Origin of the sequence: Acinetobacter sp. YH16044, from assembly GCF_013417145.1 — a bacterium.
In the GTDB taxonomy this organism is placed as follows: Bacteria; Pseudomonadota; Gammaproteobacteria; order Pseudomonadales; family Moraxellaceae; genus Acinetobacter; species Acinetobacter amyesii.
In genome coordinates, this window is the sequence record NZ_VPEK01000032.1 from 1 (window position 1) to 23,528 (window position 23,528).

At 41.0% G+C, this 23,528-nt stretch carries 21 protein-coding genes; 8 read left to right on the forward strand and 13 right to left on the reverse strand.

What is annotated here, in order from left to right:
• Window positions 1–189: 189 nt before the first annotated feature.
• The 4 genes from erpA to FTV38_RS14025 all read right to left on the reverse strand — a co-directional run bounded on the left by erpA (window position 190) and on the right by FTV38_RS14025 (window position 4,140).
• Window positions 190–525 (reverse strand): iron-sulfur cluster insertion protein ErpA, encoded by a 336-nt coding sequence (erpA, locus tag FTV38_RS14010; RefSeq protein ID WP_078189499.1) that lies wholly within the window; start codon window positions 523–525, stop codon window positions 190–192.
• 134 nt (window positions 526–659) lie between these two features.
• The gene (locus tag FTV38_RS14015) at window positions 660–1,667 is read right to left on the reverse strand and encodes a putative solute-binding protein (protein WP_180005535.1); all 1,008 of its coding nucleotides are present in this window, start codon (window positions 1,665–1,667) and stop codon (window positions 660–662) included.
• 201 nt (window positions 1,668–1,868) lie between these two features.
• Window positions 1,869–2,879, reverse strand: a complete 1,011-nt coding sequence (locus FTV38_RS14020) for a putative solute-binding protein (protein ID WP_180005536.1) — start codon at window positions 2,877–2,879, stop codon at window positions 1,869–1,871.
• Window positions 2,880–3,135: 256 nt separating this feature from the next.
• Window positions 3,136–4,140: a putative solute-binding protein gene (locus FTV38_RS14025; RefSeq protein ID WP_180022815.1), complete on the reverse strand. Its 1,005-nt coding sequence runs from the start codon at window positions 4,138–4,140 to the stop codon at window positions 3,136–3,138.
• A gap of 196 nt (window positions 4,141–4,336) precedes the next feature.
• Here FTV38_RS14025 and FTV38_RS14030 point away from each other — a divergent pair, with 196 nt between their 5' ends.
• Window positions 4,337–6,274 (forward strand): ATP-binding cassette domain-containing protein, encoded by a 1,938-nt coding sequence (locus FTV38_RS14030; RefSeq protein ID WP_180022816.1) that lies wholly within the window; start codon window positions 4,337–4,339, stop codon window positions 6,272–6,274.
• A gap of 530 nt (window positions 6,275–6,804) precedes the next feature.
• Here FTV38_RS14030 and FTV38_RS14035 read toward each other — a convergent pair.
• The 5 genes from FTV38_RS14035 to dnaA form a co-directional block, all read right to left on the reverse strand.
• A complete protein-coding gene (locus FTV38_RS14035; RefSeq protein WP_180022817.1) occupies window positions 6,805–7,182 on the reverse strand; it encodes a hypothetical protein in 378 nt (125 codons plus the stop codon).
• 170 nt (window positions 7,183–7,352) lie between these two features.
• Window positions 7,353–9,821, reverse strand: a complete 2,469-nt coding sequence (gyrB, locus tag FTV38_RS14040) for a DNA topoisomerase (ATP-hydrolyzing) subunit B (RefSeq protein WP_180022818.1) — start codon at window positions 9,819–9,821, stop codon at window positions 7,353–7,355.
• A gap of 43 nt (window positions 9,822–9,864) precedes the next feature.
• The gene (gene recF / locus FTV38_RS14045) at window positions 9,865–10,947 is read right to left on the reverse strand and encodes a DNA replication/repair protein RecF (protein ID WP_078189506.1); all 1,083 of its coding nucleotides are present in this window, start codon (window positions 10,945–10,947) and stop codon (window positions 9,865–9,867) included.
• 23 nt (window positions 10,948–10,970) lie between these two features.
• Window positions 10,971–12,119 carry a DNA polymerase III subunit beta gene (gene dnaN / locus FTV38_RS14050; RefSeq protein WP_168379516.1) on the reverse strand — a complete coding sequence of 383 codons (1,149 nt, stop codon included), beginning with the start codon at window positions 12,117–12,119 and terminating at the stop codon, window positions 10,971–10,973.
• Between the two features lie 108 nt (window positions 12,120–12,227).
• Window positions 12,228–13,613, reverse strand: a complete 1,386-nt coding sequence (gene dnaA / locus FTV38_RS14055; RefSeq protein ID WP_168379515.1) for a chromosomal replication initiator protein DnaA — start codon at window positions 13,611–13,613, stop codon at window positions 12,228–12,230.
• A 661-nt stretch (window positions 13,614–14,274) separates the two neighbouring features.
• On the opposite strand from dnaA, the gene rpmH reads away from it, so the two are divergent.
• From rpmH to mnmE, 5 genes are all read left to right on the forward strand, one after another.
• Window positions 14,275–14,409: a 50S ribosomal protein L34 gene (rpmH, locus tag FTV38_RS14060; RefSeq protein ID WP_000831329.1), complete on the forward strand. Its 135-nt coding sequence runs from the start codon at window positions 14,275–14,277 to the stop codon at window positions 14,407–14,409.
• A 31-nt stretch (window positions 14,410–14,440) separates the two neighbouring features.
• On the forward strand, window positions 14,441–14,833 hold the full coding sequence (gene rnpA, locus FTV38_RS14065) for a ribonuclease P protein component (protein ID WP_078189509.1): 393 nt from the start codon (window positions 14,441–14,443) through the stop codon (window positions 14,831–14,833).
• Window positions 14,834–14,842: 9 nt separating this feature from the next.
• Window positions 14,843–15,163, forward strand: coding sequence for a membrane protein insertion efficiency factor YidD (yidD, locus tag FTV38_RS14070; RefSeq protein WP_078189510.1), 321 nt, complete (start codon window positions 14,843–14,845; stop codon window positions 15,161–15,163).
• Between the two features lie 5 nt (window positions 15,164–15,168).
• Window positions 15,169–16,935, forward strand: a complete 1,767-nt coding sequence (gene yidC, locus FTV38_RS14075; RefSeq protein ID WP_180022819.1) for a membrane protein insertase YidC — start codon at window positions 15,169–15,171, stop codon at window positions 16,933–16,935.
• Between the two features lie 92 nt (window positions 16,936–17,027).
• Window positions 17,028–18,383, forward strand: coding sequence for a tRNA uridine-5-carboxymethylaminomethyl(34) synthesis GTPase MnmE (mnmE, locus tag FTV38_RS14080; protein ID WP_180022820.1), 1,356 nt, complete (start codon window positions 17,028–17,030; stop codon window positions 18,381–18,383).
• A gap of 85 nt (window positions 18,384–18,468) precedes the next feature.
• Here the strand turns inward: mnmE and FTV38_RS14085 are convergent, their stop codons facing one another.
• The 3 genes from FTV38_RS14085 to FTV38_RS14095 form a co-directional block, all read right to left on the reverse strand.
• Window positions 18,469–19,647, reverse strand: coding sequence for a hypothetical protein (locus FTV38_RS14085; RefSeq protein ID WP_180022821.1), 1,179 nt, complete (start codon window positions 19,645–19,647; stop codon window positions 18,469–18,471).
• A gap of 127 nt (window positions 19,648–19,774) precedes the next feature.
• Window positions 19,775–20,950: an MFS transporter gene (locus FTV38_RS14090; protein WP_257228795.1), complete on the reverse strand. Its 1,176-nt coding sequence runs from the start codon at window positions 20,948–20,950 to the stop codon at window positions 19,775–19,777.
• 115 nt (window positions 20,951–21,065) lie between these two features.
• Window positions 21,066–21,332, reverse strand: a complete 267-nt coding sequence (locus FTV38_RS14095; RefSeq protein WP_180009138.1) for a metal/formaldehyde-sensitive transcriptional repressor — start codon at window positions 21,330–21,332, stop codon at window positions 21,066–21,068.
• A gap of 56 nt (window positions 21,333–21,388) precedes the next feature.
• Here FTV38_RS14095 and dmeF point away from each other — a divergent pair, with 56 nt between their 5' ends.
• Both dmeF and FTV38_RS14105 read left to right on the forward strand, forming a co-directional pair.
• Window positions 21,389–22,345 carry a CDF family Co(II)/Ni(II) efflux transporter DmeF gene (gene dmeF, locus FTV38_RS14100; protein ID WP_180011576.1) on the forward strand — a complete coding sequence of 319 codons (957 nt, stop codon included), beginning with the start codon at window positions 21,389–21,391 and terminating at the stop codon, window positions 22,343–22,345.
• A gap of 113 nt (window positions 22,346–22,458) precedes the next feature.
• Window positions 22,459–23,157 carry a DsbC family protein gene (locus tag FTV38_RS14105; RefSeq protein ID WP_180022822.1) on the forward strand — a complete coding sequence of 233 codons (699 nt, stop codon included), beginning with the start codon at window positions 22,459–22,461 and terminating at the stop codon, window positions 23,155–23,157.
• An 80-nt stretch (window positions 23,158–23,237) separates the two neighbouring features.
• Here FTV38_RS14105 and FTV38_RS14110 read toward each other — a convergent pair whose 3' ends face one another.
• Window positions 23,238–23,495 (reverse strand): GlsB/YeaQ/YmgE family stress response membrane protein, encoded by a 258-nt coding sequence (locus FTV38_RS14110; protein WP_078189516.1) that lies wholly within the window; start codon window positions 23,493–23,495, stop codon window positions 23,238–23,240.
• Window positions 23,496–23,528: the final 33 nt, after the last annotated feature.

The window sequence follows — 23,528 nt, forward strand, 5'->3', positions numbered from 1 at the left end:
TACTTCATGTACAACCATCATTTTAAAGGCGAAGCTATAATCACGTTGTGTGCGTTTAACTCGTTGTTCTTGTGCATGTTCCATAAAATAAGTCTCTTAAGGTGTAAACTTATTTCAGGACGGGACATTTTAAACATTAAAAAAGCCCTCAAAATGAGGGCTTTTTTATGGCTCAATTCATCATCGTGATTAGATCGAGAATGAAGATCCACATCCACACGTGGTTGTCGCATTCGGGTTTTGTACCACAAAACGAGAACCCTCTAAACCTTCAATATAGTCGACTGTTGAACCAACTAAATATTGATAACTAAGTGAATCCACCAACATTTTCACGTCTTCATTGATAAATTCAGCATCATCTTCGTTTTGGCTTTCTGCAAAATTAAATCCATATGAGAAACCTGAACAACCACCACCAGTCACATATACACGTAACATGAGGTCTTGATTACCTTCACTGTCACGCAATTGGCGTACTTTATTGGCAGCATTGTCAGTCAGCACAAGTGCTTGAGCATTCATGATGGATTCCTCTGAGTCATTGGGGTGTCTTTAAAAAGAAAAGACCATGTTTCAAGTATAACATACTCAATATATGGTCAGTCTTCACAGTTTAAAGTTAAATCAGAGTATTTTTCTCAAGATTCATTTAAAACTTATTTATAGTTTTCGTCCTGTAATGCACATTCGAAGTTTTTCGGGTCTTGTTTACAGCGGAATTGCCATAATAATTTCATCATTCGCTTGTCGTAGATATCACGTTTAGTCAAATCAATACGCGCTTCACGCATCATTTTTTGATAGCCAGCTTTGTCTGCCGTTGGAACATCCATCCAATATTTAGCTGGGATTTCTGACTTCATTTTGCCTAATATCGTGAATGCACGAGGTAATTGTGTTTTGACCCAATCACGTGATTTTTGCCCATATCCCGCTGGGAATTTATCTGGGCGAATAATGATATTACCCGTCACTTGTAAAATTGGATAATTAACAATTGCACCTTTACTACCTAAACCTTTATGTAACTCCAAGGGTTTAAACACCGCTGCAGGTGCACCAATAATATCCACCTGACCATTGTTAAATTTAGAGCCAAAATTGGTCACGTCAGCACTGACCGCTTGAGCCCCCACCTGTTGCACCATAATTTTCTGCGCTTCATCATAATCAAGCACCGCAATTTTTTTACCTGCTGCTTTAGCGACAGTATTGATACTACGGTCATTCACCAACAGGTAGGCATCACCTACAGGAATCACACCTACCACTTCATATTTACTATTGACCATGCTCTTTGCAAACGTTGGACTCGCAAGGCCTTGCATCACTTTAACCGCAAGTTTCAAATCTGGAATTGCACCAATCGCATCTAAAGAACCGGTAAAATTATTAAATTGACGACCACGCATACCTGTGACACTGATCCCATCACATTTACCGGCTTTAAAATCTTCCGCAATCACCGCTTCATTTTGACTGACGCGGAGCTCAATGTCTGCGCCCCAGTTTTTTGCCGCCAATTGGTAATCTCTCATCAGGGTAAAAACATCACCATTTTTACCAACCAAATCAAATACACACACCACTTGCTTTGCTTGAGCTACGCCATTCACCGCCATTAACGCAGCAGCAATACTCAATGCCTTTGTCCATTGTTTCATACTGACTTTCCTTGTTTTTTACTGTTTTTGTTTTAACCATTTTTTGATTTTTGGGTCATGCGGAGTATGATTAAATATACTCACAGCCCTCGATTTCAATTTAGATTACCTGAATATTTTGCTGACTCAATGGCGAAAATGACCTATGCATTTGCGAAAAAAAGCCCGGATAAATCCAGGCTTTTTTCTTTAAATATCAGTTTATTCGCCGCTAAGTGAACATTCAAAATTGGCTTTATCGACAGAACAACGTGCCTTTTTCAATACTGACATCATGCCCGCATCATAAATGCCACGTTTCGTCATATCCATACGACCTTCACGCAATAATTTTTGATATTTGGTTTTATCTTCTGCACTTAAGTTAAGTTTATATTTCGCAGGAATACCCGCCTCTAAACGGTTAATCATCGCAATACTCTTCGGTAAATGTTTCACAAACCAATCACGAGATTTTTGACCAAAGCCTGCTGGGAACTGATCAGGACGAATAATAAAGTCCGCGGTCACTTGTAAAACTGGGAAGTTAAACATCGCACCATTGGTACCTAAACCCTTATAAATCTCTAATGGTTTGTAGGCATACGCAGGCGCACCCACCATATCGACCTGACCATTATTAAACTTCGCCACAAAGTTAGATACATCTGAAACCACAGCTTGAGCGCCGACACGTTGCACCATAATTTTTTGTGCTTCGTCATAGCCTAATACTGCAAACTTTTTACCTGCTGCTTTTTCAATTGAGTCAATTTTTTTGTCTTTGACAAAGATGAATGCTGAACCCAGTGGAGCAATACCCGCCACTTCGTATTTCTTACCACCTAGGTTGCTGACCATTTTTGCAGCATTACGTTGGTCTAATGCAAAGGTAATCGCACGTTGCGCAATTGCATTGCTCGGTGCGCCACCAAGCGCATCAATCGAACCTGCAAATTTATTGTATTGACGAGCACGCATTGCCGTCATAAATACGCCATCACATTTACCCGCTTTAAAATCATTGTCGGCTACTGCTTCATCTTGACGCGGAATTAAGTTAATTTCAGCACCCCAGCCTTTTGCTGCAAGCGCCCATTCCTGAGCCATTTGGTATGACTCACCTGACTTACCCAGTAAGTCAAATACACAGATATCTACTTTTGCTGCCTGAGCTGAACCAGCAAAGCCAATTGCAGCAAATGTAGCCAATGATAGGAGCGTTTTTTTCATTCTATTTTCCTTTCAAATCTTTTTATGGTTCAGAGGTGTCCTTACACAACGCCGATATTAAGCAAGTTAATTTAAAAAAAATAGAGCATTTACTCCATTTATTTATGTCATTTTGGCACATTCTGTTTTTTTGTGATTAATATCACTTTTTTATTTAAGGCAAAATTATAAATATAATCATCATGTTGTATGCAAAAAAGGCTTTTTGCATTTACAGCCTTTTTATGAAACTTTACAAAGAAATACAGAAAAAAGCTTATTCACCCGCCACTGAACACTCAAAATTGGTTCGCTCAATCGTACAACGTGCTTTTTTCAGTACCGTCATCATGGTGGAGTCGTAGATTCCTTGTTTGGTTAAATCCATCCGTCCTTCACGCAAAATTTTCTGATATTTCAACTGATCATCTTTGCTGAGATTCATCTTATATTTGGCAGGAATTTCAGCTTCCATGCGTTTTACCATGGCAAAACTTTTCGGTAATTGTTTAACGAACCATTGCCGAGAGGGTTCAGCAAAACCATCTGGGAATTTATTGTTACGAATAATCAGGTCTGCCGTGACATTCACCACAGGAAAATTAACCATCGCCCCAGTAGTGCCTAAGCCTTTTGAAATTTCGAGTGGCTTAAAGGCATAAGCCGGCGCAGCCACAATTTCAACTTCGGCCTGATTAAATTTGCGAATAAAATTGGAAATTTCCGACATGACTGGCACAGCGCCGACACGGTCGACCATCTCTTTTTGCGCATAGTCATAATGCAAAATGGCAAATTTTTTACCTTCAGCTTTTTCTAAATTATTGATATTGCGATCACGGACAAAAATATAGGCTGAACCAATTTGCCCAATCCCTGCCACTTCATAACTATCTTTACCTGAATTGGTAATCAGTCGCTTACTGTTCCGCTTATCTAAGACATAGGTAATGGCTTTTTGTGCGATGGTATTGTTCGGTACACCGCCAATGGCATCAATCGAACCAGCAAATTTGTTATACGCACGTGCCCGCATCGAGGTCATATAAAATGCGTCACATTTCCCTTCTTTAAAATCTTTATCGACTTTGGATTCATCTTGATATGAAATCAGTTGAACTTGTGCTCCCCATGCCTTACTGGCCAGAGACCACTCTTCCATTAGCTTATAAGATTCCCCCGCTTTTCCAAGTAAATCGAACACACAAACCTTCTGATTGGCATAGCTTTGTGCAGACATCACACCTGAAAGAAGCGATAAAATTAAAATTCCTTTTCTCATTTCTTATATTTCCAATATGTTTTATTAATCCATTTAAAACAACAACTTGAAATATTTTTTTAATACTAAAGCCCGTTCAATATACCTAAATACGTGGAATCTGTCACATTTTTTCAGATGGTTGCGATGCTTTGTTTTTTCTTTTGCAAAGCCATCCATTAGAATAGCCCCACATTCTTCTTGTTTAGTTAGTTCCATGATTCAGTTAGACCAACTTTCCATTCGTCGCGGTGGGCGTGTTTTATTTCAAAAAGCATCTATGCAATTGCATCCAGGCTGGAAAATCGGCTTAACTGGTGTAAATGGTGCGGGTAAATCGACTCTTTTTTCTGCGCTTTTAGGTGGAATGGAATCTGATGGTGGTTCATTAACACGTCCTGCAGTATGGACCGTCGCGCATATGGCGCAAGAAATCAAAGCGTTGGATATGAAAGCGATTGATTTCGTTCTATCAGGCGATGAAGAATATTGGGATATACAACATAAACTTGAACATCCAGAACAATTAGACAATGAAGCGCTGGCACACTTATATGGCCGATTTGATGAAATCCATGGCTATACAGCTCCATCAAAAGCCTCACAACTGATGGCCGGCCTGGGTTTCTTTGAACATCAGTCCCAACTCAATGTTTCAAGCTTTTCTGGTGGTTGGCGTATGCGTTTAAACCTTGCGCGTACCCTGATGAGCCGTTCTGACCTATTATTACTCGATGAACCAACCAACCACTTAGACTTAGATGCGATTTTGTGGTTAGAAGATTGGTTAAAAGCTTATGAAGGCACACTGATCTTGATTTCACATGACCGTGATTTCTTAGATGCGGTGACTGATCATATTTTACATATCGAAAATCAAGAGCTGACGCTTTACACCGGCAACTATTCGACCTTTGAACGCACCCGTTCTGAGCGCTTGGCACAACAGCAACAAGCCTATGAAAAACAACTCGAAACCCGTGCGCATCTCCAAAAATTTATTGACCGTTTTAAAGCCAAAGCCACTAAAGCTAAGCAGGCGCAAAGCCGTATTAAGCAATTAGAACGCATGCAAGAACTTTCTGCCGCACATGTCGATACGCCATTTACCTTTAGTTTCCGTGAGCCAACCAAAATGAGCTCACCACTGTTACAAATGGAACATGTCGATATTGGCTATGGTGACAAACTGATTGCCACCAATGTGAATTTACAGATTACCCCAAACAGTCGTATTGGTTTACTGGGAATGAATGGTGCAGGTAAATCAACCTTAATTAAATCCTTGGTTGGAGACCTTCCCTTATTACAAGGGACACGCAAAGCCTCGGAACTGTTGAATATTGGCTATTTTGCGCAGCATCAAATGGATGCTTTAGATGGCAATGCCAGCCCTATGTTGCAATTATCTCGAATTGCTGACAAAAAAATCAGTGAAGCTGCATTACGTTCATTCTTAGGTAGCTTTGGTTTTAGTGGCGAACGCATGGATACGCCAAGTGAAGGCTTTTCAGGCGGTGAACGAGCACGATTGGCTTTGGCTTTGATTGTTTGGCAGCGCCCCAATGTTTTAATTCTAGATGAACCGACCAACCATTTAGACCTTGATATGCGTCATGCCCTGACTATGGCATTACAAGACTTTGAAGGCGCTGTGGTTTTGGTTTCGCATGAACGTCAATTGATTGCTAGTGTTTGTGACGAATTATTGTTGGTACATCATGGAAAATGTCGTGAATTTGATGGCGACCTTGTGGCTTATGCCGATTGGCTGCGTCAAGCACGGATTGACATGATGAAAAATAGCCAACAAGCCCCTACTCCCATCAAATCTCAAGTTGAAACTAAACAGACGATTTCTAAAGTCGATAAAGAAGCGCAACGTAAAGAAGCTGCACGTCAGCGTGAATTGACCCGCCCGATTCGTAAAAACATTGAAAAAAATGAAGCGCAAATCAGCAAAATTCAGCCACGCTTAAACGAAATCGAGGAATTATTGGCAGACAGTGCTTTATATGAAGCCAGTCGTAAAGATGACTTACTCAAACTAATGAATGAGCAAACAGAATTAAAAGCCAAACTTGAATCTGTCGAAGAGCAAATGCTTGAATTAATGATGGAATTAGAAGAAATGGAAAGTAGTTTTGAAGCTTAATTTAAAAAGCAAAACCCTAGATTTGCATTATTAAGAAAACCTAACTTAAGCTCAAAAAATCAATCGCCGTGAAGTTTAAATGTTCCACGGCGATTTTTTATTTATACTTCACAATAATAATCACACTATAAATCTAAAAAATATTTAAAAAATCGAATGTTCATATCCAACTGGTTATTGCATCGTTAAGGCATTTCTATTCAGAAAGAATCTAAAAATTCAGCGATAGCTTTTATCCTACTTTTATAAATGAATTCAAAAAATACACTTCACATCAAACTCATTGCCACAGTTATCCACAAAAGCCATTTTTAAATTCAAATCTTGGTTTTAAATTCATTTTTATTTTTTAAATTCAAAATATCGAACCACCTTTTTGTGGATAAATATTTTTAAATGATATTATCCACAATTATAAATGACTTTGATGTTGAACACTATTAAATGTGAAAATTCACAAAACTTATCCACATTTGCAAGATGGATGCATTTTATCTCCACTGACTACATCAATTTAAACTTTTTATTGTTTAAGATAAGGCAGAAGGATGGGCTTTTTTTGCCTTTAAAAAACGTAATTCTTGTATTTTCCAGGTCTGATCAAAATGCCAGATTTCCTGTATTTGCTGCAGTGTTTCAGCTAAACCAATTAAAATTTTGCACTCAGTTTGGTCACGATTAAACTCATATTCTTCAAATTCTACGTCTGGTTTTTGTGGTTTCCAAACCCCATTTTTCACCGCATGTGCAATACGTTCATAGCGGACATAATTACTTTCGACACGCCCGTCTTGCTCATAAACCACCTTAAAGTGCTCATCTTCGTATTCGGCTAGAACGGTATAATTTCCGGTAAAAAATGCATTTACCCAGATGTCACGAATGTGTTCAAGTTGATTGTCCATCATATATAGACCTCTTATTTTTAGCTGCTAAGTTCAATTTGATGTGAGCTTAGCATCAGAATAAGTCAATTTTATAAAACACAAATTGGCGATTTAATATTCAATTTTATTTAAGATAGCACAAAAAAAAGCACTCCGAAGAGTGCTTTTTTGAATGATTCTGTAATCAGAATTTAGGCATCAATATCCGCATTTAACGCATTTTCTTCAATGAAAGCACGACGTGGTTCCACATCATCACCCATCAAGCAAGAGAACATACGATCAGCTTCAATCGCATCCTGTACCGTTACTTGCAGCATGTTACGGTTCTCAGGATCCATTGTAGTTTCCCAAAGCTGTTCAGCATTCATCTCACCCAAACCTTTATAGCGCTGAATCATCATTCCACGGCGTGAGTCTTGTAGGATGTTTTGCCAAACCTGATGGAAGCTACTCACTGGAATTTTGCGCTCGCCTTTTTGCAGGTAAGCACCTTCTTCCAATAAGGTGAACCAACTCTTCGAATTTTTGAGCAAACGCGCATATTCACCTGAACCCAATAGACCTGAATCTAACAAGTATTGGTGCGGTAAGTTATGAACATAGATGGTAATACGCGGGAAATAGGTCGCTGACTTATTGCCTTCGGTATCTTCATGCTCAAACGTTTCTAAGCTTAATTCAGGACGTAAGCTAGGCTGAGTTTTCTCAATATTGGCACGTAGCTGCTCCCCCCAAGTCTGTACATAGTCTTGGTTATTTGCTTGATCTAACTTAAAGCCTTCTACTGCCAATAAACCATCCAACACACTTGCAGGATAACGTACAGTCAGACGATGCAAGCTCTTTTGAGAGGTTTGATAATCCGCAATCACGCCAGCTAAAGCCTCACCACGAATGGCTGGCGCTTCTGCACTGATGTGTAATTCAAGCTCATCAATTGCATTTGAAATCAGGTAAGTCTCAAGCGCATCATTATCTTTGATGTACTGTTCTTGCTTGCCTTTTTTCAGCTTATACAACGGTGGCTGTGCAATATAAATATATCCACGTTCCACAAGTTCTGGCATTTGACGGAAGAAGAAGGTCAACAGTAGCGTACGAATGTGCGAACCATCGACGTCGGCATCGGTCATGATGATGATTTTGTGATAACGCAGTTTATCTGGGTTATATTCCTCACGGCCAATACCACAACCCAAAGCAGTAATCAGTGTTCCCACTTCTTGTGAAGAAATCATCTTGTCAAAACGTGCACGTTCCACGTTGAGGATTTTACCTTTCAGCGGCAAAATCGCTTGCATCTTACGGTTACGGCCCTGTTTTGCAGAACCGCCCGCAGAGTCACCTTCGACTAAGTAAAGTTCAGACAATGCAGGATCTTTTTCCTGACAATCGGCCAATTTACCTGGCAGGCCTGCAATATCAAGCGCACTCTTACGACGAGTCATTTCACGTGCTTTACGTGCTGCATCACGCGCACGTGCTGCATCAATAATCTTGCCTGCAATCGATTTAGCGGCTTGTGGGTTCTCTAAAAGATATTCAGCAAATGATTTATTCATCGCTTGCTCAACCGCAGTTTTCACTTCGCTCGACACCAATTTTTCTTTGGTTTGCGAAGAGAATTTTGGATCAGGCACTTTCACCGAAACAATCGCAGTTAAACCTTCACGTGCATCATCACCAGAAACTGCTACTTTCTCTTTTTTGAGTAAGTTTTCGCTTTCCATGTAGCTGTTTAAGCCACGAGTTAATGCAGCACGGAAACCCGCTAAATGCGTGCCACCATCTTTTTGTGGAATGTTGTTGGTAAAGCAACGAACATTTTCCTGATAAGAATCATTCCACTGCAATGCAACTTCTACACCAATGCCATTATCCGCTTGAGTAGTAAAGTGGAAGATATCATTCAGATGGGTTTTGCCTTGGTTAATATATTTTACAAACTCAGACAAACCACCTTCATAGTCATAAACGTGCTCTAAATTGATACGTTCGTCACGTAGCACAATTCTCACACCTGCATTCAAGAAAGATAATTCACGTAAACGACGCGCCAAAATATCGACATTAAAAATCGTTTGACTGAAGGTTTCAGCACTTGGCCAGAAACGTACACGTGTACCGGTACGATCTGTCTCACCCACCACTTTTAATGGATACACGGAATCACCGTGTTTATATTCTTGCTGGTGGATTTGACCTGCACGATGAATGGTTAATTCGAGCTTGCTTGAAAGCGCATTCACCACGGATACACCTACACCGTGTAGACCGCCTGAAACTTTATAGCTGTTATCGTCAAATTTACCGCCCGCATGCAGAATCGTCAAAATCACTTCTGCTGCAGAAACACCTTCTTCTGGGTGAATGTCGGTAGGAATACCACGACCGTTATCCGATACGCTTACAGATTCATCTTCATGAATGGTTACATTGATCTCGTCACAATGACCTGCCAACGCTTCATCAATTGAGTTATCGACAACTTCAAACACCATGTGGTGTAGGCCAGTACCATCGTCAGTATCACCAATATACATGCCCGGACGCTTACGTACAGCGTCTAGACCACGTAATACTTTGATGCTAGAGGAATCATAAGCTTTTTCTATGGTTTGTTCTGTTTGAGAAGCAGCTTGATCTTCTGAACTCATGGTTTCTCCCTAGTGAAAAATAGGTCTATCCAAAGGTGGTATTTCATTGCACAACAGCCTGCACCGTACCATTTTCAACTTTGAATAATTGATAAGAAATAGATAAATCATGTAAGTGTTTTTGCACTGAATCATGGTCTAAAGTGGTAATAAAAACTTGACTACCAAGATGGCTTAAACGCTCAATTAAACGCTGTTGTGCGGTTAAATCTAATTCTGCTGTCAGATCATCTAATAATACCACAGTTTCCTTATTACAAGCATGTAGCATTGCAATCTGTGACAGTTTTAACGCCATGATCAATAACTTTTTTTGCCCACGAGAGAGCACAACATCTGCATCACCCATAGCGGTTTTCAACCTTAAATCTGCACGGTGCGGACCATACTCAGTATAGCCACGTTCGCAGTCTTTAAAGTGCTGATTGGTCAGATCATTCAGCAGTCCTGTTTCAGCATGAAAGCCTGCACTATATTCCAATGTCACTGTTAAATGCGGCAATAATGCTTCGAGATCTTGTTGGAAATATCGCGTCCACTGTTCCACCACATTACTGCGCAGACTATGTAATATCTCACCATAATCACTGAGCATTTTGTTCCACGGTTCTAGGTCAGACAAACTCAAATGACGTCGTGATTTCAGCAAACTATTCCGCTGTTTTAATGCCCGCGCATAATATTGCCATGCATGGTAAAACTCCGGTTCCACGTGGAACATCAACCAATCTAAAAGTTGACGTCGTGGCTTCGCACCATGATCAATAATATCGGTACTTTGTGGGTCGATGAGTTGTAGTGGTAAAATCTTAGCCAACTGCCCTTGTGTCCCCACAAGGTCGCCATTGACTTTAATCACTTGCTCGCCCGACTGCATTTTTTGCATACCAATACGATCTGTTGCAGACTGCGCAAAGACGACAGCGTCAGGGCTATTATTTTGAATATAGTTTTTCGGAATATGAGTTCGAAAAGAACGGCCTGTTGCCAGCAAATGTACTGCTTCTAATACAGAAGTTTTGCCTGAACCATTTTGCCCATAAAAGACATTAAACGGCTGCAACCCAGAGAGTGCAACCGTCTTTAAATTTCGAACACGTTCTACATGTAAACGCGTGATATGCATAATAATTGAGACGTCAGTCCAAATTAAACACGCATTGGCATCACAACATAGGTTTGATCTTGTTGTTGTGGATCTTGTACCAATACCGACTGGTTCGCTTCTGTCATGGTCATTGCAACATCATCACCATCCAATACATTCAGAACTTCCAATAAGTACTGTGCATTGAATGACATTTCCATCGGTGCATCAGCATATTGAATCGCGAGATCTTCGATAGCTTCATCCTGCTCAGGGTTATTGGCACGAAGTTGTAAAGTGTCCGCATCAAACTTCAAGAATACGCCGCGCAATTTTTCATTACTTAAAATCGCCACACGTTGTAGTGATTGTTTAAATACATCATGTGCAATGCGCACATTTTTATCACCACCACGTGGAATCACACGGCGGTAGTCAGGGAATTTACCATCGATCAATTTTGTGGTGAAACGTACGGTAATATCACCCTGCTCTTTATCACGGCTGGCAATGGTAATCGTTACATTTAATAATTCACGACCAATCAACAACGATAATTGCTCGTCTTCAACACTCAATAGACGCTGCAATTCACCTACAGCTTTACGTGGAACAATCGCTTGCATTGCTTGTGTCGCATTCGAGCTTGCCGCTGTTTCACACATCGCCAAACGGTGACCATCGGTCGTTACTGCACGCAATTGATTTTCATCAATTTCAAGCAAAGTACCTGTCAAATAGAAACGCACATCTTGAACCGCCATGGCAAAAGATGTTTTCTCAAATAAACGCTTTAACTCACGCTGAGTCACACCGACTTGAGTGCCTTGAGTATTTTCAGTGGTTAATAATGGATAGTCTTCTGCAGGCAAAGTACCCAATACAAAACGACTGTTTCCAGATTTTAAAATACAACGTTGATCTTCAGTAATTTGCAAATCAATCAATGCCGCTGACGGTAATGATTTACAGATATCCATCAATTTACGTGCAGGAACAGTCGTCACACCTGCTTGTAAACATGCACCTTCAGTAAGTGATGTGCTTGCAACCAGTTCCACTTCAAGATCCGACCCCGTAATGGTCAAAGCTTGCTCTGTTACCTGTACTTTTACATTGGATAAAATATTTAAGGTATGGCGACGTTCAACCGCTCCTACGACATGTGATAGAACATTCAGTAAGCTTTCTTTCGCGATTTTTAAACGCACGATACATTCCTCTAAAAACTGAAGACAGACAAAATAAATTAATTTTTTAGCAGTGTACTATGCGGCAGAATATACCGCATTGCAAGAACAGAATTTGAACGAAAAGACTTAACTTTGCAGCAGACGTTGCAAGTTTTTATAGTCCTCATTGAAGATTGGATCTTCTTCACGCAGGCTTTGTACTTTTTCACAGGCATGCATCACAGTACTGTGGTCACGATTACCAAAAGCCATACCAATTTCAGGAAAACTATCCCCTGTCAGCTCACGTGCTAGCCCCATAGCCAACTGACGTGGACGTGCATAAATGCGTGTACGTTTTGGACCAATCAATTCTTTCAGTGGAATACGGAAATATTCACTCACCACACGCTGAATATTTTCCGTGCTGATGGTGCGCGCACGAATTGCCAACACATCTTTTAACGATTCACGCACCACATCTAGATCGATTGGGGTGCCTTTAAAACGAGAAATGGCTACGACTTTATTCAGCGCACCTTCTAGTTCACGGACATTGGCAACCACTTGTTGAGCAATAAACAACGCACAATTCCGTGGAAGTTCCACCCCATTGCTTTCCGCTTTTTTCAGTAAAATTTCAATACGGGTTTCAATATCAGGCGGTTCAACACCCACCGATAAGCCCCACGAAAAACGTGAAACCAAACGTGGATCAAGTTCAGTCAGTTCTTTTGGATAACGATCTGAGGTTAAAATGATTTGCTTAGATTCATCTAATAACGCGTTGAAGGTATAGAAAAACTCAACCAAGCTGGCCTCTTTACCCGCCAACAAATGAATATCATCCACCAATAACAAATCTAACGAACGACAGTTTTTCTTAAATTCTTCGACCTTACCTTGCTGTAACGAGCTCACAAAGTCTTGTACAAAACTTTCAGCCGTCATGTACATCACACGTGCATTCGGCTTCGCTTGCAATAATGCATTACCTACGGCTTGCATTAAATGGGTTTTACCTAAACCAGTCGGTCCATATAAAAATAACGGGTTATGTTGCGAAGCACCGGGCTGCGTCAAGACTTTACGACAGGTTTCTGCCGCCATCTGATTGGAACGACCTTCAACAAACAAGGAAAAGGTAAATAATGGGTTAAGCTGACGCTTACGGTTATTTTTTGAAGACGTCTCTTCTTTTTCTTTTTTAGGACGTGTTGGTGCCGACACTTGTGGCGTTGACTCTAATGCTGCGGTGGTTGTTGCAGGTTGCTCAGCTGCAGATAAAATTGCACCAGGCCGTGAATCGACCAAAATCTCGACTTTACGTACCCGACCTTCAGACAACTGTTCCGCTAAAATTGAAATCAGTTCTAAATGGTGCTCTTGAATATAGCGTGTCCAATACGGATTCGGTGCATAGAGTTTTAGACTATCACCTGCATCTTCTGCCACCAGTGGGCGTATCCACATTGTATAGACATTTCCTGAAAGCTCTTGTCGCAAGCGAGTTAAGCAGTCTGTCCAAAGCATGTGAAACCCCTATTTCAGTCCATTGTACGTAAAAAAATAATTCAACCCCGCCTAAGCGGGCAGCCATTCTAACCATCTTATCCACATCTGTCATGAACAAATCAGTCGAAATCGATCAAAAAAACGCAAATTGAGTTTAAATTTAAATTTAAATCACGTGTGGATAAGTTTATCCGCAAGCTGTGGATAAATTGTAGCACAAAGTTATCCACAAACTATCAAACTTATAAAAACATCGTTATCCACAATGTAACCATTTGTTTTTTAAATCTAAAAATACGTTTTCCACAGAAAATATCAACACTAATAATAATAAATTTAAATTTTAAAATTCGAATTTATTTATAAGATCGACCCATTCTGGGGATAACTTGATGGTTGGTTTAAATTCAAATTTAAATTCATAAAAACCAATTTCACAAATTTGAGGTTGTGGATAAATCTGTGAGTAAACTTGAAGATAACTTAAATAATTAATATATACAATGATTTAGTTTGTGAATATTTTAATTTAAAACTTTCTGACTGATTTCTAATCCTTATATTATCTTGATATATCACAGCCTAGATTTTGAAAGAAAGCGTGTTTTTCATTGACAGCTCAAGCAATGAGCACTAAAATCGCGAACCTTTACTGAAAGATCATTTGTGGAGTTTCGATATGAAACGTACTTTCCAACCTTCTGAGTTGAAACGTAAACGCGTTCATGGTTTCCGTGCTCGCATGGCTACTAAAGCTGGCCGTCAAGTATTAGCGCGTCGTCGTGCAAAAGGTCGTCACAGCTTAACTGTTTAATTTCAGTTAAGACTGTCAAGACTTGGGTGTTATGACAACACTTTACGGCTTTAGCACAGATGTGCGAATACACTGTGCTGCCGATTATAAAAGTGTGTTCGATGGTGCGCTTTTTAAAGTGCATCAACCCCATTTCTTATTTCTAGCAAAAATCTCCGAACAGCCGAATAGCCGTTTGGGTATTGTTGTTGCTAAGAAAAAAGTGCGCCGCGCACATGAAAGAAATCGAGTAAAACGACTTGCACGCGAAAGTTTTCGCCTGCATCAACAGCAGTCTAATGTATTAGATATTGTCGTTATGCCAAAAATGGGCATAGAGGCGGTACCGAATGCAGAGTTGCATCAGCAATTACAATTTGCTTGGCAAAAATTGCAGCGCCTTGCAAATAAGCATAAAAAAATAGCTACCTCCCCACAAGCGTAGAGATGACCAATGGTTCGTTTACTGCATTGGCTCATTCGTTTCTATCAGATTGCGATTAGTCCTTTATTGGGACCACGCTGTCGTTATATTCCAACATGTTCTCAATATTCTTTGGAAGCAGTCCATCAACATGGTGCTGTACGTGGAGTGTGTCTAGCTGTTCAGCGTATTTGCCGTTGTCATCCTTGGGGCGGTTCAGGCTATGATCCTGTTCCATCAAAAGCAATTCGTTTTATTTCATTTCAGCAAATAGATTCTCAAACGCTTCACGTTGCTGTACCCTTTCGTGAACGTTTATTGAACCAAAATCACTCTAACCACTTGGGGTAATACCTATGCAACAATGGGCCAGGATTGCAATTCTAGGGGCCATGTTTGTTGTCGCATATTTGCTCATTTTGGCTTGGCAGAAAGATTATGGAAATGCGGAACAAAAACCTCAGCAAAATGCTGCGGTGGTAACGCATGAAGTATCTGCCGATTTACCAAATGGCCAGACAGCTACGGCTGCTACTGATGTGCCGCAAGCAAATAATGCTGCTACACAACAAACAACAGATGCCACTGCACCTGTTAGTCAACAGTTAATTTCAGTACAAACTGACCTTTACCATCTTTGGATTAATCCAAAGGGTGGCGATATTGTTCGTATTGAATTACTCAATCATGACAAAAATAAAGACAGCGACGAACCGTTTGTAATGCTTGAAAGCGATGCAAAACGGACTTATGTTGCTCAGTCTGGCTTAATTGGTCTTAATGGCCCTGACAGCAATCCGAAAGGACGTCCAACCTATGAGATTGAAAAATCTTCATATACGTTGAATGACGCAAAAGCTGTGAAGGGTAAAGATGGCCAAACAGCAAAAGTTTTGTCAGTACCAATGGTTTATAAAACAGCAGATGGTGTAGAGGTTATTAAAACCTTTAACTTCACTGAAGGTGAATACCCAGTTGTCGTGAATCATAAAATCGTGAACCGCAGTGCTCAGAACTGGCAAGGTCAGATGTTTGGTCAGCTTAAACGCGACAACTCTGAAGATCCAGGTAAATCTGATCAAGGTATTTTCACTTTAGGTACATTCCTTGGTGGTGCATGGGGTTCGCCTGAAGAACATTACAACAAACTTAAATTTGCTAACTTCAATGAAGAAAAATTGAATGTTGAAGCAACTGGCGGTTGGGTTGCAATGGTTCAGCATTACTTCGTGAGTGCGTGGATTCCTGGACAGATCAAATTAACGCAAGCCAATGGTCAACCTTATGCTGCGAAACTTGAGTCACGTAAATCTACCGATGATATGAACATTATTCAGTTCACTTCACCTGCAATCAATGTTCCTGCAGGAACTGTGGCAGAAGTAGATGCAACGTTCTATTCAGGTCCAAAAATCCAATCTGAATTAAAAGAATTGGCGGTTGGTTTAAACCAAACTGTAGACTACGGTTGGTTATGGCCTATTGCGAAATTATTGTTTGTCGGTCTTGAGTTTTTCCACGGTTTAGTGGGTAACTGGGGTTGGTCAATTATTCTATTGACGATTCTGGTGAAACTGATCTTGTGGCCATTGTCGTCGAAGAGCTACCGCTCTATGGCGAAAATGCGTGTGATTGCACCTGAAATGCAACGCATGAAAGAAGAGTTCGGTGAAGACCGTATGCGCTTCTCGCAAGAAATGATGGCATTGTATAAACGTGAACAAGTGAACCCACTATCAGGTTGCTTGCCGTTATTGCTCCAAATGCCGATCTTCCTTGCTTTGTACTGGGTATTGATGGAGTCTGTTGAACTACGTCATGCGCCATGGTTAGGTTGGATTCAAGATTTATCTGCGATGGATCCATGGTTTATTTTGCCGCTATTAATGGGCTTGACCATGTTCATTCAGCAAAGTTTGAACCCACAACCGGCTGATCCAATGCAGGCGAAAGTCTTCAAAATCATGCCAGTGATCTTTACGGTATTTATGTTGTTCTTCCCTGCAGGCCTTGTGCTTTACTGGATCTGTAACAACAGTATTACTATTCTTCAACAAGGTTTGATTAACAAATCTGTTGAAAAAGACCGTTTAAAACGTGAAGCGGCTGACTCAGCAAACTAAGCATTGCTGATGGGCTGAATAAATCCGCTTAAGATGGTAATCTTAGGCGGATTTTTCTTTATCTGTCGTTTGAAAATTTTTAGGTGAATTTTATGTTAAACCGAACCACCATCGCAGCAATTGCCACACCGCCGGGTCGTGGTGGTGTCGGCGTGATTCGCCTGTCTGGTCCCCAATCTTATGCCATTGCAGAAGCATTAACGCAGCAATCCTTACCACAAGCACGTTTTGCTGGTTTCCGTAAGTTTTATGATGCATCGAATGAAATCATGGATGAAGGTTTGGTGATTTGCTTTCCAAATCCGCACTCCTTTACGGGTGAGGATGTGGTGGAGCTTCAAGGTCATGGCGGCCCCGTTATTCAAAATGCATTATTGGCACGGTTACTTGAATTGGGTGCTATTGCTGCGAAAGCGGGCGAATTTTCAATGCGCGCCTTTGAAAATGGCAAAATGGACTTGGTGCAAGCCGAGGCGATTGCCGACCTGATTGATGCCACCTCACAAGCAGCGGCACGTTCAGCGGTACGTTCATTACAAGGTGCCTTTTCGAGCAAGGTCAATACGGTGCTAGAAAAACTTATCCATTTGCGTTTGCATGTGGAAGCAGCGATTGATTTTCCTGAAGAAGAAATCGACTTTTTGGCGGATGGTAAGATTTTGGGCTTATTGGATGAAGTGGCAAGCTCGGTCCATGCTGTACAGCAGTCTGCTCGTCAAGGTCAGTTACTACGTGAGGGTTTACAAGTGGTGATTGCCGGTAAACCCAATGCAGGTAAGTCATCTCTACTCAATGCTTTGGCGGGTGTGGAACGGGCGATTGTGACGGATATTGCAGGTACGACACGTGATGTTTTACATGAAAAAATCAGCCTCAATGGTTTGCCGATTACTTTGACCGATACCGCTGGTTTACGTGAAACCGGTGATATCGTCGAAAAAGAAGGGATTCGCCGCGCAATTAAAGAAATTGAGCAAGCTGACTTGTTACTTTTGGTCTATGACTTAAGTCAGGGCGAAGATCCACTGCAATTGGCTCAAGCGTACTTCGCCGATCATATTGAACCGAAGCGTTTGATGCTGATTGGTAATAAATGCGATTTGACGGGATCTACCGCAGAAATTACCGATTTAAACGGTTTTCGACATATTCGTGTTTCGGCTAAACAAGAAACCGGCGTTCAAGCGCTTATTGATGCGATTACAGCGCATGCAGGCTTTCAACCAGAAGAAGATACCTTTATTGCTCGAACACGCCATTTAGACGCAATGAAGCGCACGCAGCGCTATCTTGCAGAAGCACGTGAGCAGTTGGTGGTTTATCATGCGGGTGAGTTGGTAGCCGAGTCTCTACGTTTGGCGCAAAATGCCTTAGGTGAAATTACGGGCGATTTCAGTGCAGATGATCTACTCGGTAAGATTTTTGGATCGTTCTGTATCGGAAAGTAATAAAACGATTGAGCTCCTCATTTCACCTATGGATAGATCCATCCAAAGCACGATGTTCGAAAACATCGTGCTTTTTTGCATCGCTTTAGCGTGGGTTTGAGCCAAAAATGATTTTAATGATCGTTCTCAGCACATCTTTTATTTTCATCTCATAAAAAGGATTGATTGCTGCTCTTTTCGATACAGCCTCAACTTTGACTTTGAGTGTTGCATAGTCTGGAAATTGTTGCTGTTGCGAGGATTTTTCGACCGCTGACAAAATATCAATTAAAAATGCACGATTAATTTTTGAACTTAATGGAATGGATTGATACCACTCTTTTTCAAAGCGACGATCTAAAAAGATATCGGGAATTTCGGGGCTAGTGGCATAAAACATGGCTTTGGTGCGCATACATTTACTGCATTGACCACAATTTTTTGGTCGAGCCCTATAGTCCACACAAATCGACAGGGTTTGTAAATCTAAGTCAGATTGGCTTAAAAATGCGGTTTTTTGTGATCGCGTGACATCATCGTCGAGGGTGATTAAGACCCCAGATCGGTTCTTCATCAATCGGTTGGATGCCGTATTTGAGCCATAGGGATGAACGAATAATTGTTGATCTAAACGGTAATCGGCTGAAATTCGATATTGCTGGTAATGTTCAAAAATCGAAGCGCAGGAAAACAGCGAAAAGATATGTGTGACATGCGAACCTTTAGGGTTACAGCCATATTTACTGTACAGCGTGTAAGCATCGGTTTTTACCACGCGACTTTGCTTAAAAACTTGGCTTCTAAAGTCATGGGTCTGATCCATTAAGGCCTGAAATTTTTCATGGTCATCAAATTTATAATCCATTCCATGCACAGTGAGACAATCAGAGTCTTGCCCATTTTCAAGAAAAGCTTTGTATGTACTATATGTGGAGTCAATTCCACCGCTAAAAAAGCTTAAATTTTGAGTGGTTTGGTATGCCGGTGGTGTTTGGATAATCGATGCAGCACTGAGCATGACTGGTTGATATAAATCAGGTAACCAAGCGGCCCAGACAGTTGAAACCTCCCGTGCGGAGTGGAGGGTTTGTATTGAAATAGGTCCTTCTATATGCAGCGGGATGCCAAGGCGCATGGCAATGGGTAAAAAGCCCCAAACGATAAAATCATAAGTTTCTAATTGCGGTAAGGATTCAAAGGGTAAAATATAGTGAATATTCCCGTATTCGCTGCTGGCGATGATTTGATTTTCCGCAGTGTTAATTTGACATTGAATTTTTAGCATTTTTTAAATTATTGAATCACATCACACAAGATCTTAATTTAATTTGATTGATTTTTATAGGGTTTCTTAATTGTTTTTGGGTTTAAGAAGCACCTAATACAAGATGCTTCTTGAATAAGTTCAATGGTTAATTAGTGTTCAGACTGCGGTGCCAAAACAATAAGCCGATACACAATAAGCCTACGCCAATACAAAAACCTAAAACACCGACCATTAAGCCGAAATGATCAGATAAATAGCCGGCTGCAATAATTGGAATAATGGTGCCTAGATATCCAATAAATAAATAGGTCGAGATCACCGCAGCACGGTTTTGATTGTTGGTCATTTGATGAACTAAGCCAAATGCGCCTAAAAGCCCCAGACCATGCCCGACACCGACTAAAACATCGCTAATAAAAAACAATGCGCTCCAATGTTGGGTCATACATAGCGCAAGGAGCGCATAGCTCAGTATTAACACTATTAAGCCGGCATTGACACATTTTGCAGAAGGAATCGATTTCGCCATAAATTGCACGACAGCGGAAACCAGCAAGATACTTGCAATGGCACTACCACTGACCAAAGGGCCATGCCATGGGATCGCATCTTTGACGAAAGAGGGTGCGAGTGATGCAAATAAGCTGAAGGAGCCAAAGGCACAAAAGGCAGTCAGTCCAGCGATATAAAATCGTGAATGATCACGCTTTTCAGGCAATTCCAAATGTGGTGCCACTGAAAAAGGCTGTGGCTCAAAATTCGGTGTGCGAATAAAAAATAACCCCATTAAACACGCCAACCCCCCAAAGATCACAGGGATATAAGGGGTGACTAAAGGCTGTTCCGAAAATTGGGCAATCACTCCACCAATAAATGGGCCAAGACCAAAACCAATCACGGTAATGATTGAACTCCACTGTGGAGCATTATTTTTATGCGGTTCAGGAATGGTATAGACCAAACCAAGCATGGCTGAGGTGCTGATTAAACCCGAGGCAATCCCGATAATAAAGCGCCCGATAGATAACCACAGCGCATTACTGGCAAACACCGACAAGCTTAAACCTAAGATAATGCACGCCATACCGATTTGCAGGGTTCTTAAAAAACCAAAACTATTACTGGTACGACCTAAAAACAGCAAGGTCGCTAGGCAACCAAACATGTAGGCAACAAAGATATAGGTGATATGACTCGGCAGCAGTCCCCAAAGTTGTTGATAAATGGGATACAGAGGACTAGCTAGCGCTGTACCAATAGTGCCCATACAGAGTGCAAGGCTCACCATGATAAACGGTCGCCAAGAGGGAGATGTGGTCATTTTAAAGTCGCAGAGGTACAGTCAATAGGGTCAATATTGTGCTGTATGAGAAAGACGGAAATATGGGCTCAGTTTAATGCCGATTGTTTTCCATGGTCAAATCACAGTTGTAACGTTATCCATAGCGTTTAAGCAGTTTTACAAATTCTTCCAGTTCTGCTTCATTGATTTCAACATCTTGAGGCAATACATGATGGCGTAAATGTGCTTCGATTAATTCATTCATTAATCCATTTACAGCACCTTTGATGGCCGCAACCTGTTGTAATACCTCAATACACCCTGCTTCGGGTTGCTGTAAAGCCAGTTCAACCGCATTGACCTGACCTTGTAGACGTTTAACCCGATTTAAAATCTTTTTGTCCTGATGTAAATGACTCAACACTTTCTCCAGAAAATAAATATACTATGGGGGAGTATATTTAAGCATAGAACCTAATGAAAACTTCCCCATCCATCCGAATTCATCATCATCAATTTGATGAAGGTAATCCACTCGCACAAAAACGGATCTTAATTGCCACCATTTTAACGGCAGTCATGATGTTGTTAGAAGTCATTGGCGGATGGATTTTTAATTCGATGGCATTATTGGCAGATGGCTGGCATATGAGTTCACATATGTTGGCATTAGGCTTGGCCTATTTTGCCTATCGTGCGGCACGCCACTATGCCCAAGACGCTCGTTTTAGCTTTGGGACTTGGAAAATTGAAATTTTAGCGGGCTATAGCAGCGCGATATTATTGATGGTCGTTGCTGCATTTATGGCTTTTCATTCGGTGGAACGCTTATTCAACCCGGTCCAAATTCATTATAACGAAGCAATCCCTATTGCGATTTTAGGTCTGGTGGTGAACTTGATCTGTGCTTGGTTATTGCATGATGACCATCACCATCACCATCACCATCACCATCACCATCACCATCATGAGCATAGCCATGAGGAGCAGCATGATCATCATCACGACCTCAATCAGAAAGCAGCCTTCATGCATGTGGTTGCTGATGCGGTGACTTCAGTGTTGGCCATTGTGGCTTTATTTGCTGGAAAATGGATGGGCTGGGGATTTTTAGATGCGCTATTGGGGATTGTTGGTGCAGTGCTGGTCGGTAAGTGGGCCATTGGCTTGATGAAAGAAACAGGACAAACATTACTGGATGCGGAAATGGATCACCCTGTCGTTGATGAGATTCGAGAAGTTTTAATGCAATTGCCTGTCGACGTCGATGTGACCGATTTACATGTGTGGAAAGTGGGTAAAGGTCAGTTTTCGTGTATTGTGGCCTTAGAAACCAGTCAGGCATTGAGCGCAGATGAAGTGCGTCAAGCGCTGTCGATTCATGAAGAAATTGTACATGTGTCTGTTGAAATTAATTCACCTGATGCAGCTTAATATGTTCCACGTGAAACGGCATGTAGCTATTGCGTAATGAACTGAAAAAAGCCCAAGACTTTCACGTGTTAAGGCTTAGAATGCTGAATCAATTAAATGTTGAAGTTCGGTCTATGTTGAAAAAAATATGTGCGTTGGCGTTGAGTACCACCCTTTCGACTTTTGCTTTGGCAGATGCAGCACACGTTCAAAAGCTCTTGGCAGAAAAGCACCCCGGTTTAAAAATTGAAAATATTCAAAGTACAGAAATGCCGGGCATATATAGTGGCTTTGTTGAAGATCAAGTTTTGTATTTGAGTGAAAATGCGGATTATGTGATCGCAGGTTCTATGATCCGTTTAAAAGATCAAAAGAATCTGACCAAACAATTGATCCTCGGTCAGCAAAAAACTGAGTGGAATAAACTTCCATTACAAGATGCGATTAAAACAGTCAGGGGGAATGGGAAGCGCCAAATCGCGATCTTTTCTGACCCAAATTGCCCATATTGTAAGAAGCTTGAAGTAGAGCTGGCAAAACTCAATGATGTGACCATTTATACTTTTGTCACAGCGATAAAACCGCAGTCGTTGGCGCCATCTAAGCAGATTTTTTGTGAGTCAAACCCTGCTATGGCCTGGGATAATTTAATCAATAAGGGAATTCAACCGAAGTCAGCGAAAAGTTGTGCAAACCCCATTGATCGAAATTTAAAATTAGCTAAAAGCTTAAAACTAAGTGGTACACCGGGAATCGTCTTTGCCAACGGTTCGATCTTAACCGGTGCTTACCCTGCTGCTGAATTAGAATCGATGTTAAAAGAGATCAAATAATTTCAGTTGTACGGTATGAATAAAATATAAATAAAAAAAATACCCGTCTACAGGCGGGTATTTTAATGGCGCTATAAAAATTAGACGCGGGTTTTTTTCGTTACAAGGTTATAGATAAACAACACGATGATCGCACCAATGACGGAAGCGATAAATCCAGCGGCAGAATTTTCTCCATACAAACCTAATAAACGTCCGCCATAGGTCGCAAGTAAAGAACCTGCTATCCCGAGAATGGTGGTCATGATGAAACCGGCTTTGTCATCTCCAGGATGGATCGCACGTGCAATTAAACCAGCAATAAAACCAACAACAATCGCAACAATGAGTGACCACATAGTAACTCTCCTTTTGTTATCATGTATTTGTTT

Coding starts and splice junctions, on each gene's coding strand:
- FTV38_RS14085 (WP_180022821.1), bottom strand. CDS start 19,647: ATGCTAAAAATTCAATGTCAAATTAACACTGCGGAAAATCAAATCATC.
- mnmE (WP_180022820.1), top strand. CDS start 17,028: ATGTTAAACCGAACCACCATCGCAGCAATTGCCACACCGCCGGGTCGT.
- gyrB (WP_180022818.1), bottom strand. CDS start 9,821: ATGAGTTCAGAAGATCAAGCTGCTTCTCAAACAGAACAAACCATAGAA.
- dmeF (WP_180011576.1), top strand. CDS start 21,389: ATGAAAACTTCCCCATCCATCCGAATTCATCATCATCAATTTGATGAA.
- FTV38_RS14020 (WP_180005536.1), bottom strand. CDS start 2,879: ATGAAAAAAACGCTCCTATCATTGGCTACATTTGCTGCAATTGGCTTT.
- rpmH (WP_000831329.1), top strand. CDS start 14,275: ATGAAACGTACTTTCCAACCTTCTGAGTTGAAACGTAAACGCGTTCAT.
- FTV38_RS14035 (WP_180022817.1), bottom strand. CDS start 7,182: ATGATGGACAATCAACTTGAACACATTCGTGACATCTGGGTAAATGCA.
- rnpA (WP_078189509.1), top strand. CDS start 14,441: ATGACAACACTTTACGGCTTTAGCACAGATGTGCGAATACACTGTGCT.
- FTV38_RS14030 (WP_180022816.1), top strand. CDS start 4,337: ATGATTCAGTTAGACCAACTTTCCATTCGTCGCGGTGGGCGTGTTTTA.
- FTV38_RS14025 (WP_180022815.1), bottom strand. CDS start 4,140: ATGAGAAAAGGAATTTTAATTTTATCGCTTCTTTCAGGTGTGATGTCT.
- FTV38_RS14015 (WP_180005535.1), bottom strand. CDS start 1,667: ATGAAACAATGGACAAAGGCATTGAGTATTGCTGCTGCGTTAATGGCG.
- FTV38_RS14105 (WP_180022822.1), top strand. CDS start 22,459: ATGTTGAAAAAAATATGTGCGTTGGCGTTGAGTACCACCCTTTCGACT.
- FTV38_RS14110 (WP_078189516.1), bottom strand. CDS start 23,495: ATGTGGTCACTCATTGTTGCGATTGTTGTTGGTTTTATTGCTGGTTTA.
- dnaA (WP_168379515.1), bottom strand. CDS start 13,613: ATGCTTTGGACAGACTGCTTAACTCGCTTGCGACAAGAGCTTTCAGGA.
- yidC (WP_180022819.1), top strand. CDS start 15,169: ATGCAACAATGGGCCAGGATTGCAATTCTAGGGGCCATGTTTGTTGTC.
- yidD (WP_078189510.1), top strand. CDS start 14,843: ATGGTTCGTTTACTGCATTGGCTCATTCGTTTCTATCAGATTGCGATT.
- erpA (WP_078189499.1), bottom strand. CDS start 525: ATGAATGCTCAAGCACTTGTGCTGACTGACAATGCTGCCAATAAAGTA.
- recF (WP_078189506.1), bottom strand. CDS start 10,947: ATGCATATCACGCGTTTACATGTAGAACGTGTTCGAAATTTAAAGACG.
- FTV38_RS14090 (WP_257228795.1), bottom strand. CDS start 20,950: ATGACCACATCTCCCTCTTGGCGACCGTTTATCATGGTGAGCCTTGCA.